The organism is Pseudomonas sp. GW821-FHT09E04, from assembly GCF_059416185.1.
In genome coordinates this window covers 118,635-131,889 of the sequence record NZ_JBWKOR010000006.1, presented here as the reverse complement: position 1 = coordinate 131,889, position 13,255 = coordinate 118,635, and the positions used below count along the sequence as shown (strand labels likewise).

Below are 13,255 nucleotides of genomic sequence, written 5' to 3'. Positions count from 1 at the left end.
CGACAGACATGCTCAAGCCGCCGCCACCGTCACCGGCACGCCATTGAGCGCCGCGTTGCCCGAGAGCTCGTCGAGCTGGCACTCATCGGTCAGGTCGTTGGCGCTGGAGCCCGGCTGGCCGCTGGCAATCGCCATCTGCACGCCCGGGCGCGCATGGCCCCAACCGTGTGGCAGGCTGACCACGCCCGGCATCATGTCCGCACTGCCCAGCACTTCAACCTCGATCTGTCCGACCCGCGAGCTTACGCGCACAAGCTGGCCATCGCTGAGCCCGCGACTGGCGAGATCCTCCGGGTTCATCAGCAACTGATGACGCGGCTTGCCCTTCACCAGTCGATGATAGTTGTGCATCCACGAGTTGTTGCTGCGCACATGGCGACGGCCGATCATCAACAGCTCATCGGCAGCCGGCGCCTGCAATGCGGAAAAGCGCGCAAGGTCGGCAAGAATTTCCGGCGGTGCCGCCTGGACTCGTTGATTGGTGGTCTTCAATCGCGGTGTCAGGTTGGGTTTCAGCGCCCCCAGATCCACGCCGTGCGGATGATCGAACAGCGTCGCCAGCGACAACTTGTGTTCGGATGCATCGCCATACAGGCCCATGCGCAGACCCATGTCGATCATCTTCGCCGGCGGCATCGTCGGCTTCAGTTCCTTGTCGGTCTTCGCCGCAAAGGCCTTGGCCAGGCCGACGAAGATCTCCCAGTCATGCAGCGCGCCCTCGGGTTTGGCAAGGATCGCCCGGTTGAAACGGGTGACGTTGCGCACCGCGAACAGGTTGAACGTGGTGTCGTAGTGATCGTTTTCCAGCGCTGAGGTGGACGGCAGGATCAGGTCGGCATAACGGGTGGTTTCGTTGATATAGAGGTCGACACTGACCATGAACTCCAACCCGTCCAGCGCCTGCTCCAGTTGCCGGCCGTTGGGCGTCGACAGCACCGGATTGCCGGCCACGGTGATCAGCGCACGAATCTGGCCCTCGCCTTCGGTGAGCATTTCTTCGGCCAGCGCCGAGACAGGCAGCTCGCCGCCGTACTCGGGACGGCCCGAGACACGGCTCTGCCATTTGTTGAAGTGCCCGCCCGAAGTGGACGCCACCAGATCCACCGCCGGCTCGGTGCACAGTGCACCGCCCACGCGGTCGAGGTTGCCGGTCACCAGATTGATCAGTTGCACGACCCAATGGCACAGCGTGCCGAAAGCCTGGGTGGAAACCCCCATCCGACCGTAGCAGACGGCGCTTGGCGCCGCGGCGAAGTCCCGGGCCAATTGGCGGATCTGTTCGGCAGGAACGGCGCACAGCGGGCTCATGGCCTCGGCCGTGAACGCCGCCACCGCTGCGCGAACCTCGTCCAGACCGTCCACCGGCAAATGGCTTTCCGTTGTCAGGCCCTCGCTGAACAGGGTGTTGAGCACACCAAACAGCAACGCCGCATCGCCACCGGGACGCACGAACAGGTGCTGGTCGGCCATCGCCGCTGTCTCGCTGCGCCGCGGATCGACCACCACCACTTTGCCGCCCCGGGCCTGAATCGCCTTCAGACGCTTTTCCACGTCCGGCACGGTCATGATGCTGCCGTTGGAGGCCAGCGGGTTGCCGCCCAGGATCAGCATGAAGTCTGTGTGATCGATATCCGGGATCGGCAGCAGCAAACCGTGGCCGTACATCAAATAACTGGTCAGATGATGGGGCAACTGGTCGACCGACGTCGCTGAATAGCGGTTGCGGGTTTTCAGCAGGCCGAGGAAATAATTGCTGTGAGTCATCAGCCCGTAGTTATGCACGCTGGGATTGCCCTGATACACGGCAACCGAGTTCTGCCCATGACGCGCCTGAATCGCCGACAGCTTTTCAGCCACCAGCTCAAAAGCCTCTTCCCACCCGATCGGCAACCATTCACTGCCGACCCGGCGCATGGGTTGGCGCAGGCGATCCGGATCGTTCTGGATATCTTGCAGCGCCACAGCCTTGGGGCAGATATGCCCGCGACTGAAGGTATCCAGTGCGTCACCCTTGATCGAGGTGATCTGCACTTGGCCGTCGGTTTCAGTGGTTTCAATGCTCAAGCCGCAGATGGCTTCGCACAGGTGGCAGGCACGGTGGTGGAGAGTCTTGGTCATGGCCAGTCTCTGTCTTGTTCTGGGCAGGTAATAACGCCTGCGGGAACAAAACTATGGCGCCTGGCCGGGCGCGGCGCCAGCGACGTTCGTCTTGTGAATCGACGACCATCAGGCGAGCCGATAGCCCGACGCAATCAACTGGAGGGTAACTGGGGCGGCGCTGCCAGCTGGATTTCCTGGATGGTTTCGATCTGCTCGTGGGCGACGTGCACCCCGGTGAGTTCACCGATCAGTCGCCAGTGCTCGTCGAGCCCGGTGCTGATGGTGGCCATGCGATCGATCATGTGGCGGCCGGCCGTCTTGACCACTTCGTCTTCACTGCGCAGCAGTTCGAAGGACAATGAGGTGACCGAAGCGGTCAGATGAGTCAGTGAGCGAGCCGTGTGGCCCAGCAATTCCATTAACAGTTTTTCTTTCGATTCCATGCGGAGGCTTCCTGCGTCGCTCGTGAGTTATTTATAACCCAGCACTTTGCTTTAGCAAATGTTTCAGGTCTGACATCCGACCAGCGAATCCATGGCTGGCCGGTCGCAAACCGACCAGGCCTGCTCCATCCCCGCCCCGCCTGATTGCCAAGCCCTGCGGCGCCAGTGTACAAAGGGTTGGAAATCCGGCTTCAAACCAGCGCTTCGTGTGACCTCGTCACCCCCGCACAATCCGCAAAAATCGTAGCCTATTGGAAAAACGCGACATTTAGTGTCAATATCGCGCCTCCCCCTATTTCGTCGCCCCGTGCGGCTTACGCCGCAGGTCTCGCCCGTTGTTCCGATAAACAAGGCTTTGAGCATCTGCGGTTTGTAGCAAAAAGGTAGTCAATGATGAGCGCAAGGCACTTTCTCTCCCTGATGGATTGCACGCCCGAAGAGCTGGTCAGCGTGATCCGTCGAGGCGTTGAGCTCAAGGACCTGCGTAACCGCGGCGTACTGTTCGAGCCTCTGAAAAACCGCGTCCTGGGGATGATCTTCGAGAAATCCTCGACCCGCACCCGGATCTCCTTCGAGGCCGGCATGATCCAGCTCGGTGGCCAGGCGATCTTCCTTTCGCCCCGCGACACCCAACTGGGCCGTGGCGAGCCCATCGGCGACTGCGCCATCGTCATGTCGAGCATGCTCGATGCGGTGATGATCCGTACCTTTGCCCACAGCACCCTGACCGAATTTGCCGCCAACTCCCGCGTGCCGGTGATCAACGGCCTGTCCGATGACCTGCACCCGTGCCAGTTGCTGGCCGACATGCAGACGTTCCTCGAACACCGTGGCTCGATCCAGGGCAAGACCGTGGCCTGGATCGGCGATGGCAACAACATGTGCAACAGCTATATAGAAGCGGCGATCCAGTTCGACTTCCAGTTGCGCGTCGCCTGCCCCGAAGGCTATGAGCCAAACCCTGAATTCCTGGCCAAGGCCGGTGATCGCGTGACCATCGTCCGCGATCCGAAGGACGCCGTGCGCGGCGCGCATCTGGTGAGCACCGACGTCTGGACCTCCATGGGCCAGGAAGAGGAAACCGCCAAGCGCCTCAAGCTGTTCGCGCCGTTCCAGGTCACCCGCGCCCTGCTCGACCTGGCCGCCGAGGACGTGCTGTTCCTGCACTGCCTGCCCGCCCACCGCGGCGAAGAAATCAGCCTCGACCTGCTTGATGACCCGCGCTCCGTCGCCTGGGATCAGGCAGAAAACCGTCTCCACGCACAGAAGGCCCTGCTCGAGTTCCTCGTCGAACCGGCATATCACCACGCATGAGCCATGAATTACTGCTGAACCTGCGCAACCTCGCTTGCGGCTATCAAGATCAACGTGTGGTGCAGAACCTCAATCTGCACCTCAACGCCGGCGACATCGGTTGCCTGCTCGGCTCGTCCGGCTGCGGCAAGACCACCACCCTGCGCGCCATTGCCGGTTTCGAACCGGTGCACGAAGGGGAAATCCAGCTGGGCGGTGAAGTGATCTCCAGCGCCGGCTTCACCCTCGCCCCGGAGAAACGCCGGATCGGCATGGTGTTCCAGGACTACGCGCTGTTCCCGCACCTGAGTGTCGCGGACAACATCGCCTTCGGCATTCGCAAGCACCCGAACAAGGAGCGCGTCACCGAAGAGCTGCTGGAACTGGTCAACCTGAAGAACCTCGGCAAACGCTTCCCGCACGAGCTGTCCGGCGGGCAGCAACAACGTGTCGCCCTCGCCCGCGCCCTGGCGCCGGAGCCACAACTGCTGCTGCTCGACGAACCGTTCTCGAACCTCGACGGCGAGCTGCGACGCAAGCTCAGCCATGAAGTGCGCGACATCCTCAAGGCCCGTGGCACCAGTGCGATTCTGGTGACTCACGACCAGGAAGAAGCCTTTGCCGTCAGCGATCACGTCGGTGTGTTCAAGGAAGGCCGGCTGGAGCAGTGGGATACGCCCTACAACCTCTATCACGAACCGGCGACGCCGTTTGTTGCCAGCTTCATTGGCCAGGGTTACTTCATTCGCGGCCAGCTCGGCAGCCCGGAATCGGTGCACACCGAACTCGGTGAACTGCGCGGCAATCGCGCCTACACCTGGCCGATCGGCGGTGCGGTGGATGTGTTGCTGCGTCCGGATGACATTGTTTATGCACCGGACAGCGGGTTGAAAGCACGGATCGTCGGCAAGACCTTCCTCGGCGCCTCGACCCTGTATCGCCTGCAACTGCCAACCGGCGCGCAACTGGAGTCGATCTTCCCGAGCCACGCAGACCATCAGGTCGGTGCGGATGTAGGGATTCGCGTGGCGGCGGAACATCTGGTGTTGTTCCAGGCATCCGGCAGCACGGCTGCGCAGATCCCGGCGGTGGAAAACGGTGTTCGCCGGTACAGCACCGCACACTGATCTACACAAAAACAAAGAGGGAGCCTGATGGCTCCCTCATTTTTTTGGCTTCAACCCAGCATCAAGGTGCCGCTGGCCACCAGCGTCGCATTTCCGCCGATCTTCACCCGCTCGCCTTCCAGCCGACAGAACAACTCCCCGCCCCGCGCCGAACGCTGGCACGCGGTCAGGCTCGATTTGCCCAGACGTTTTGACCAATACGGAATCAGGCTGCAATGGGTCGAGCCGGTCACCGGGTCTTCATTGATACCGATGGCCGGAGCGAAGTAGCGCGAGACGAAATCATGCTGGTTACCCCGGGCCGTGACGATGGCGCCGAGCCAAGGCAGTTTGGCCAGGGCGACCATGTCCGGCGTGCAATCGAGCACCGCCTGCTCCGACTCCAGCACCACGAACAGTTCGTTGGAACCGAGCACGTCCACGGCTTCGACGCCCAATGCCCGCTCGACATCCAGCGTCACACCGATTTCCGACGGCACGATCGAAGGGAAATCCAGCCACAAACGACCGCCCTCGCGACTGACACTCAAAGGGCCGGACTTGCAGGTGAAATCCAGACGCTCGGCCGTTTCCTTGTAAATCTCGAACAATACGTACGCGCTGGCCAGCGTCGCGTGACCGCACAATGGCACCTCGGTGGTCGGCGTGAACCAGCGGATATGCCAGGCCTGGCCTTCGCGCACCAGAAACGCGGTTTCCGCCAGGTTGTGCTCGGCGGCGATCTTCTGCATCAAGTCGTCCGCGAGCCAGGCGTCGAGCCGATAGACCATCGCCGGGTTGCCACTGAACGGCCGATCACTGAAGGCGTCGACCTGATGAAACTCTAGCTGCATAACGTTCTCCCTGAATTCGTCAACGGAGCATGCCGCTACGGCTCGTTCATCGCCAGTGACAGAACCGGTCAATTTTCCTCATACAGACCTCAGGAACGGCCGATGTCGGCGAATTTGGCCTGGGTGTGCTCGGCCAGAACGGCGGGCGCCAACTCAACTTCCAGTCCACGTCGCCCGGCACTGACATAAATGGTCGCAAAAGCCTGGGCGGAATTATCGATGAAAGTACGCAGGCGCTTTTTCTGCCCCAGCGGACTGATGCCGCCCAACAGGTAACCGGTGGAACGCTGCGCAGCGGCCGGGTCGGCCATCTCCACTTTTTTCACGCCGGCGGCGTGGGCCAGCCCCTTGAGGTCGAGGCTTCCGACGACCGGCACCACCGCCACCAGCAATTCACCTTTTTCGCTGGCCGCCAGCAGCGTCTTGAACACCTGCGCCGGCTCCAGGCCCAGTTTTTCCGCGGCCTCCAGCCCGTAGGACGCCGCCTTGGGGTCATGTTCGTAACTGTGCACGCGATGTTCGGCACGAACTTTTTTCAACAAGTCCAACGCAGGGGTCATGGCAGCTCCGGGCTCGGCAGTGGCAAAAAATCCTGCGCCGGATTCTAGGCCATCGCCATACAAAAGGCTCTACCACGCGCCACGTTTCCCGGGGCTTGCAGGCCGATAACAGGATCGTCAGGCCAGTGACCCGCAGGATCATTCACACGGCTGATAGTTTATTTGTGACTGACGGTTCACTTTCGACCTTTGACAGCTTTGTTTCTTGTCTATATTTTTTCGAATATGAATAATGTAAGAATTATCGTCACCGCAGCACCCAGCAGTAAACCGGGAACAGGATGGGGATCCTGCCCTGGCGAAAATCGCGCCTTGCCCTGTCGGCAAACGCGCCAGACAACAACAAAAACCGAGGTTTTCAATGACAACTGCGTTACAGCAACCATCGCTCTCGAGCCAATGCCTGGCCGAGTTTCTGGGTACTGCACTTCTGATCTTTTTCGGTACGGGCTGCGTCGCCGCGCTCAAGGTCGCGGGCGCGAGCTTCGGCCTGTGGGAAATCAGCATCATCTGGGGCGTCGGCGTGAGCATGGCGATCTACCTCACCGCCGGGGTTTCCGGTGCGCACCTGAACCCTGCCGTCAGTATCGCCCTGAGCATTTTCGCCGACTTCGAAAAGCGCAAACTGCCGTTCTACATCCTCGCTCAGGTCGCCGGCGCCTTCTGCGGCGCGCTGTTGGTTTACACGCTGTACAGCAACCTGTTCTTCGATTTCGAACAAACTCACCACATGGTTCGTGGCTCGGCCGCCAGCCTGGAACTGGCGTCGGTGTTCTCCACCTTCCCGAACCCTGCGCTGTCGACTGCCCAGGCGTTCCTGGTCGAGGTGATCATCACGGCGATCCTGATGGGCGTGATCATGTCCCTGACCGACGACAACAACGGCCTGCCGAAAGGCCCGCTGGCACCACTGCTGATCGGCCTGCTGATTGCCGTGATCGGCAGCTCGATGGGCCCGCTGACCGGCTTCGCGATGAACCCGGCCCGTGACTTCGGTCCGAAACTGATGACTTTCTTCGCGGGCTGGGGTGAAATTTCCTTCACCGGCGCACGTGAAATCCCGTACTTCCTGATTCCGATTTTTGCACCGATTGTCGGTGCCTGCCTCGGCGCTGCCGGGTATCGCGGGCTGATTGCCCGTCACCTGACCGGCGCCACACCTGCTACAAAGGATGCAGAACCGGCCATTGACGGCAAACCAAGAACTTCTTGAAACAGTCGGCGCAGGTTCCTGCCCATTCGAACCTGCGCCACGGCCCACTCTCCCTTATTTCGTCCAAGGCAATCGACATGACCGACATTCAGAATAAGAACTACATCATTGCCCTCGATCAGGGTACGACCAGCTCCCGCGCGATCATTTTCGACCGCGATGCGAACGTGGTCTGCACCGCGCAGCGCGAATTCGCCCAGCATTACCCACAAGCCGGTTGGGTCGAACACGACCCGATGGAAATCTTCGCCACCCAGAGCGCCGTGATGGTCGAAGCGCTGGCCCAGGCCGGTCTGCATCACGACCAGGTGGCCGCCATCGGCATCACCAACCAGCGTGAAACCACCGTGGTCTGGGACAAGACCACCGGCCGCCCGGTCTACAACGCGATCGTCTGGCAATGCCGCCGCAGCACCGAGATCTGCCAGCAGCTCAAGCGCGACGGCCACGAAGAATATATCCGTGACACCACGGGCCTGGTCACCGACCCGTACTTCTCCGGCACCAAACTGAAGTGGATCCTCGACAACGTCGAAGGCAGCCGCGAACGTGCGCGCAACGGCGAACTGCTGTTCGGCACCGTCGACAGCTGGCTGATCTGGAAATTCACCGGCGGCAAGGTCCACGTCACCGACTACACCAACGCCTCGCGCACCATGCTCTTCAACATCCACACACTGGAGTGGGACGCGAAGATGCTGGAGATTCTCGACATCCCGCGCGAGATGCTGCCGGAAGTCAAAGCCTCCTCGGAAATCTACGGTCGTACCAAGAGCGGCATCGCCATCGGTGGTATCGCCGGCGACCAGCAGGCTGCGCTGTTCGGCCAGATGTGCGTGGAGCCCGGCCAGGCGAAAAACACCTACGGCACCGGCTGCTTCCTGCTGATGAACACCGGCGACAAAGCGGTGAAATCCCAGCACGGCATGCTCACCACCATCGCCTGTGGCCCGCGCGGCGAAGTGGCTTACGCGCTGGAAGGCGCTGTGTTCAACGGCGGTTCGACCGTGCAATGGCTGCGCGATGAACTGAAAATCATCAACGACGCCCACGACACCGAATACTTCGCCAATAAAGTGAAGGACAGCAACGGCGTTTATCTGGTGCCAGCCTTCACCGGCCTCGGCGCTCCGTACTGGGACCCGTATGCCCGTGGCGCCCTGTTCGGCCTGACTCGCGGCGTGCGTGTGGATCACATCATTCGCGCTGCGCTGGAATCGATTGCCTACCAGACCCGCGACGTCCTCGACGCCATGCAACAGGACTCCGGCGAACGCCTCAAGGCCCTGCGCGTGGACGGCGGTGCAGTGGCGAACAACTTCCTCATGCAGTTCCAGGCCGACATCCTCGGCACTCAGGTCGAGCGCCCGCAAATGCGCGAAACCACAGCACTCGGGGCTGCTTACCTGGCCGGTCTGGCGTGCGGCTTCTGGGGCAGCCTGGAAGAACTGCGCGGCAAGGCAGTGATCGAACGCGAGTTCGAACCGAGCCTGGACGAAGCGGCGAAAGAGAAGCTCTATAAAGGCTGGAAAAAAGCCGTCAGCCGTACCCGTGACTGGGAACGTGAGGACGCTGAATAAGCCAGTCTGAGGACTGGTAACGGCATGTAACTGGTCGGGAGCGGATTCCTGCGGCATCATGGGCAAATTTTGCACGGCAGCCCAAAGGAAGCCCCATGAATCTGCCTCCCCGTCAGCAGCAAATCCTCGAGCTGGTCCGCGAACGCGGCTATGTGAGCATCGAGGAAATGGCCACGCTGTTCGTTGTTACCCCGCAAACCATCCGCCGCGACATCAATCAACTGGCGGAAGCCAATCTGCTGCGTCGCTACCACGGCGGCGCCGCCTATGATTCCAGCGTCGAAAACACCGCCTATGCGATGCGCGCCGATCAGATGCGCGATGAAAAACAACGCATCGGTGAAGCCATCGCCGCACAGATTCCCGATCACGCCTCGCTGTTCATCAACATCGGCACCACCACCGAATCCATTGCCCGCGCCCTGCTCAATCACAGCCACCTGAAAATCATCACCAACAACCTGCACGTCGCCTCGATGCTCAGCGCCAAGGATGATTTCGATGTGCTGCTCACCGGCGGCAATGTCCGTCGCGACGGCGGCGTGGTGGGTCAGGCGAGCGTGGACTTCATCAACCAGTTCAAGGTCGACTTTGCGCTGGTGGGCATCAGCGGCATCGACGAAGACGGCAGCCTGCTCGACTTCGATTACCAGGAAGTGCGGGTGTCCCAGGCAATCATCGCCAATGCCCGCCAGGTGATCCTGGCGGCGGACTCCAGCAAGTTCGGCCGTAACGCGATGATCCGCCTCGGCCCGATCAGCCTGATCGATTGCCTGGTCACCGACCAGCAGCCGGTGCCGGCCCTGGCGCAACTGCTGAGCCAGCACAAGATTCGCCTGGAAGTCGTTTAACCCCCCCCTCCTTTTATTTCTCGTTCCCACGCTCCGCGTGGGAACGCAGCCCGGGACGCTCCGCATCCCCTCCCAGCCGCTGACGCAGAGCGTCAATGTATGCATTCCCACGCAGACGGTTCGACGCCTCGACGTGGGAACGATCAATCGCTTGCGTAGGGCGATCCGCCCGCGAATGTTCGAATATTTTCCTTTCTCCGCCCTTCGATGAGTTTTTTCAATCGAAGTCGGCTGGCTGTGCGCGTCTTTATGGGCTACCATTTTCGCAAATGAACATTCATGTTCGATTTCCAAGACAGAAAATCAAAAGAGCCCGAGGCCAGCCGATGTCCACATCTACCTTGCGTACGCCCCCTATCTCCGAGATCTACGATATCGCCGTCATCGGCGGCGGGATCAATGGCGTGGGGATCGCAGCGGATGCCGCCGGTCGCGGTCTTTCGGTGTTCCTTTGCGAAAAGGACGACCTGGCCAGCCACACCTCGTCGGCCAGCAGCAAGCTGATCCACGGTGGCCTGCGCTACCTCGAACATTACGAATTCCGTCTGGTGCGCGAAGCCCTGGCCGAGCGCGAAGTGCTGCTGGCCAAGGCCCCGCACATCGTCAAGCCAATGCGTTTCGTACTGCCGCACCGTCCGCACCTGCGTCCGGCGTGGATGATCCGTGCCGGCCTGTTCCTCTATGACAACCTCGGCAAGCGCGAAAAACTCGCCGGTTCCAAGAGTCTGAAGTTCGGCGCCGACAGCGCGCTGAAAAGCGAAATCACCAAAGGCTTCGAATACTCCGACTGCTGGGTCGATGACGCCCGCCTCGTCGTATTGAACGCCATGGCCGCCCGTGAGAAAGGCGCACATGTCCACACTCAGACCCGTTGCGTCAGCGCTCGTCGCGCCAAAGGCCTGTGGCACCTGAACCTGGAACGCGCCGATGGCAGCCTGTTTTCGATCACTGCCAAGGCATTGGTGAACGCGGCCGGCCCGTGGGTCGCCAAGTTCATCCGTGACGACCTGAAGATGGAATCGCCGTACGGCATCCGCCTGATCCAGGGCAGCCACGTCATCGTGCCGAAACTGTACGAAGGCGATCACGCGCACATCCTGCAGAACGAAGATCAGCGCATCGTTTTCACCATTCCGTACCTGAACCACTTCACCCTGATCGGCACCACCGACCGCGAATACACCGGCGATCCGGCCAAAGTAGCGATCACCGACGGCGAAACCGATTACCTGCTCAAAGTGGTCAACGCCCACTTCAAGAAGCAGATCAGTCGCGAAGACATCCTGCACAGTTACTCGGGCGTGCGCCCACTGTGCAACGACGAGTCCGACAATCCTTCGGCCGTGACCCGCGACTACACCCTGGCGCTGTCCGGCAGCACCGAAGAAGCGCCACTGCTGTCGGTGTTCGGCGGCAAGCTGACCACCTACCGCAAACTCGCCGAGTCGGCGATGGCGCAGTTGATGCCGTTCTTCACGCAGATGCGTCCGAGCTGGACCGCCAGCGCCACCCTGCCGGGCGGCGAAGACATGACCACGCCGCAGGCCCTGAGCGCGCTGATCCGCGACAAGTTCGACTTCGTGCCGACCGAAATTGCCCGCCGCTGGGCCACCACCTACGGCAGCCGCACCTGGCGCATGCTGGAAGGCGTCGACACCCTCGCCGACATGGGCGAGCACATCGGCGGCGGTCTCTACACCCGTGAAGTCGATTACCTGTGCAGCGAAGAATGGGCCACCACCGCGCACGACATCCTGTGGCGCCGCAGCAAACTGGGGCTGTTCACCACCCCGGCCGAGCAGGAAAAACTCGCGGCGTACCTGAACAAGGTCGAGCAGAACCGCAAGATCGAAGCGGCCTGATCGATCCGCCCGTAAAACAAAAAGCCCCTGAATCGAGAGATTCAGGGGCTTTTTGCATCCCGGCTGAAACATGGGATGACGAATGCCGTTCGGTTTTCCGAACGCGACCTGTCAGTCGATTCGGATAACCGGATCAGAAACGCAGAAAAACACCATCACAAAACCTTAATCATCAAATAAATCAATAAGTTAACTTGTAGCAACTGGTCTGGCACGAGTCATGCTCTACACTCCTTCGACGAATGCCTGTTACGCCAACACAGCAGGAGCCGTCAGGCATTCGAAGCACAAAAGGGCCCGCTCAACCGGCTCCATAAAAAAAACAATGTCGAGGAAAATTTGATGCGCATCGTTCCCCATATCCTGGGCGCAGCCATTGCTGCCGCTCTGATCAGCACACCAGTTTTCGCTGCCGAGCTCACCGGCACCCTTAAGAAGATCAAAGAGTCCAACACCATCACCCTGGGGCACCGCGACGCCTCCATTCCGTTTTCCTACATCGCTGACGCCTCCGGCAAACCGGTCGGCTACTCCCACGATATCCAGCTGGCCATCGTCGAAGCGATCAAGAAAGACCTGGACCTGCCAAACCTGCAGGTCAAATACAACCTCGTGACCTCGCAGACCCGTATCCCGCTGGTGCAGAACGGCACCGTGGACGTCGAGTGCGGCTCCACCACCAACAACGTCGAGCGTCAGCAGCAGGTCGACTTCTCCGTCGGCATCTTCGAGATCGGTACCCGTCTGCTGTCCAAGGCCGGTTCGCAGTACAAGGATTTCGACGATCTGAAAGGCAAGAACGTCGTGACCACCGCCGGCACCACCTCCGAGCGCATCCTCAAGGCGATGAACGCCGACAAGCAGATGGGCATGAACGTCATCTCCGCCAAGGACCACGGCGAATCCTTCCAGATGCTGGAATCGGGTCGTGCCGTTGCGTTCATGATGGACGACGCGCTGCTGGCAGGCGAAGCCGCCAAGGCCAAGAAAGCCACCGACTGGGCCGTGACCGGCACTCCGCAGTCCTATGAAATCTACGGCTGCATGGTCCGCAAGGGCGACGAGCCGTTCAAAAAGGCTGTGGATGACGCCATCAAGGCGACCTACGCATCGGGCGAGATCAACAAGATCTACACCAAGTGGTTCATGTCGCCGATTCCACCAAAAGGCCTGAACCTGAACTTCCCGATGAGCGACGAGCTCAAGGCCCTGATCGCCAACCCGACCGACAAAGCGGCTGACGACAAGAAGTCCTGATTTCTGACTAACCTTGTTCCCTGAGGAGGCGCCTGCCTTCTTGGGGAATGGTCACTCCCTGCTGGCACTTTTTGGAAACACTCGAACCGGTGGCTGTCGAGCCGATCGCGTGTGCCTGACCGTCAGGATCAGGCCG

11 protein-coding genes are annotated in these 13,255 nt (G+C 60.8%); 7 read left to right on the top strand and 4 right to left on the bottom strand.

Going from position 1 to position 13,255, the window contains the following annotated elements; genetic code table 11:
• Nucleotides 1-12 precede the first annotated feature (12 nt).
• Together AC07N4_RS22240 and plzR are read right to left on the bottom strand one after the other, a co-directional pair.
• The gene (locus AC07N4_RS22240; protein WP_493066029.1) at nt 13-2,118 is read right to left on the bottom strand and encodes a molybdopterin oxidoreductase family protein; all 2,106 of its coding nucleotides are present in this window, start codon (nt 2,116-2,118) and stop codon (nt 13-15) included.
• 134 nt (nt 2,119-2,252) lie between these two features.
• Entirely contained in the window at nt 2,253-2,543 is a 291-nt protein-coding gene (plzR, locus tag AC07N4_RS22235; RefSeq protein WP_085730176.1) for a PlzR type 4 pili assembly inhibitor, read from the bottom strand.
• Between the two features lie 393 nt (nt 2,544-2,936).
• Here plzR and argF point away from each other — a divergent pair, with 393 nt between their 5' ends.
• On the top strand, nt 2,937-3,857 hold the full coding sequence (argF, locus tag AC07N4_RS22230; protein WP_096818463.1) for an ornithine carbamoyltransferase: 921 nt from the start codon (nt 2,937-2,939) through the stop codon (nt 3,855-3,857).
• Nucleotides 3,854-4,963, top strand: coding sequence for an ABC transporter ATP-binding protein (locus AC07N4_RS22225; protein ID WP_102620763.1), 1,110 nt, complete (start codon nt 3,854-3,856; stop codon nt 4,961-4,963). The genes argF and AC07N4_RS22225 overlap by 4 nt, the downstream gene beginning before the upstream one ends.
• Nucleotides 4,964-5,013: 50 nt before the next feature.
• Here AC07N4_RS22225 and AC07N4_RS22220 read toward each other — a convergent pair whose 3' ends face one another.
• The gene (locus AC07N4_RS22220; protein WP_493066030.1) at nt 5,014-5,796 is read right to left on the bottom strand and encodes a PhzF family phenazine biosynthesis protein; all 783 of its coding nucleotides are present in this window, start codon (nt 5,794-5,796) and stop codon (nt 5,014-5,016) included.
• A gap of 89 nt (nt 5,797-5,885) precedes the next feature.
• Nucleotides 5,886-6,356 carry a Cys-tRNA(Pro) deacylase gene (gene ybaK, locus AC07N4_RS22215; protein WP_096818466.1) on the bottom strand — a complete coding sequence of 157 codons (471 nt, stop codon included), beginning with the start codon at nt 6,354-6,356 and terminating at the stop codon, nt 5,886-5,888.
• 361 nt (nt 6,357-6,717) lie between these two features.
• Between ybaK and AC07N4_RS22210 the strand changes: the two genes are divergently transcribed.
• The 5 genes from AC07N4_RS22210 to AC07N4_RS22190 all read left to right on the top strand — a co-directional run bounded on the left by AC07N4_RS22210 (nt 6,718) and on the right by AC07N4_RS22190 (nt 13,119).
• Nucleotides 6,718-7,569: an MIP/aquaporin family protein gene (locus AC07N4_RS22210; protein WP_085730171.1), complete on the top strand. Its 852-nt coding sequence runs from the start codon at nt 6,718-6,720 to the stop codon at nt 7,567-7,569.
• Nucleotides 7,570-7,646: 77 nt separating this feature from the next.
• A complete protein-coding gene (gene glpK, locus AC07N4_RS22205) occupies nt 7,647-9,149 on the top strand; it encodes a glycerol kinase GlpK (protein ID WP_096818468.1) in 1,503 nt (500 codons plus the stop codon).
• Nucleotides 9,150-9,244: 95 nt separating this feature from the next.
• Entirely contained in the window at nt 9,245-10,000 is a 756-nt protein-coding gene (locus AC07N4_RS22200; RefSeq protein WP_007953179.1) for a DeoR/GlpR family transcriptional regulator, read from the top strand.
• A gap of 326 nt (nt 10,001-10,326) precedes the next feature.
• The gene (gene glpD, locus AC07N4_RS22195) at nt 10,327-11,862 is read left to right on the top strand and encodes a glycerol-3-phosphate dehydrogenase (RefSeq protein WP_493066031.1); all 1,536 of its coding nucleotides are present in this window, start codon (nt 10,327-10,329) and stop codon (nt 11,860-11,862) included.
• A 342-nt stretch (nt 11,863-12,204) separates the two neighbouring features.
• A complete protein-coding gene (locus AC07N4_RS22190) occupies nt 12,205-13,119 on the top strand; it encodes a glutamate/aspartate ABC transporter substrate-binding protein (RefSeq protein WP_102620767.1) in 915 nt (304 codons plus the stop codon).
• The last annotated feature ends 136 nt before the right edge of the window (nt 13,120-13,255 follow it).

Excerpts from the sequence above, each read along its gene's own strand:
- AC07N4_RS22190 (WP_102620767.1), top strand. The coding sequence starts at position 12,205 with ATGCGCATCGTTCCCCATATCCTGGGCGCAGCCATTGCTGCCGCTCTG.
- AC07N4_RS22225 (WP_102620763.1), top strand. The coding sequence starts at position 3,854 with ATGAGCCATGAATTACTGCTGAACCTGCGCAACCTCGCTTGCGGCTAT.
- AC07N4_RS22200 (WP_007953179.1), top strand. The coding sequence starts at position 9,245 with ATGAATCTGCCTCCCCGTCAGCAGCAAATCCTCGAGCTGGTCCGCGAA.
- glpD (WP_493066031.1), top strand. The coding sequence starts at position 10,327 with ATGTCCACATCTACCTTGCGTACGCCCCCTATCTCCGAGATCTACGAT.
- AC07N4_RS22220 (WP_493066030.1), bottom strand. The coding sequence starts at position 5,796 with ATGCAGCTAGAGTTTCATCAGGTCGACGCCTTCAGTGATCGGCCGTTC.
- AC07N4_RS22210 (WP_085730171.1), top strand. The coding sequence starts at position 6,718 with ATGACAACTGCGTTACAGCAACCATCGCTCTCGAGCCAATGCCTGGCC.
- plzR (WP_085730176.1), bottom strand. The coding sequence starts at position 2,543 with ATGGAATCGAAAGAAAAACTGTTAATGGAATTGCTGGGCCACACGGCT.
- argF (WP_096818463.1), top strand. The coding sequence starts at position 2,937 with ATGAGCGCAAGGCACTTTCTCTCCCTGATGGATTGCACGCCCGAAGAG.
- glpK (WP_096818468.1), top strand. The coding sequence starts at position 7,647 with ATGACCGACATTCAGAATAAGAACTACATCATTGCCCTCGATCAGGGT.
- ybaK (WP_096818466.1), bottom strand. The coding sequence starts at position 6,356 with ATGACCCCTGCGTTGGACTTGTTGAAAAAAGTTCGTGCCGAACATCGC.
- AC07N4_RS22240 (WP_493066029.1), bottom strand. The coding sequence starts at position 2,118 with ATGACCAAGACTCTCCACCACCGTGCCTGCCACCTGTGCGAAGCCATC.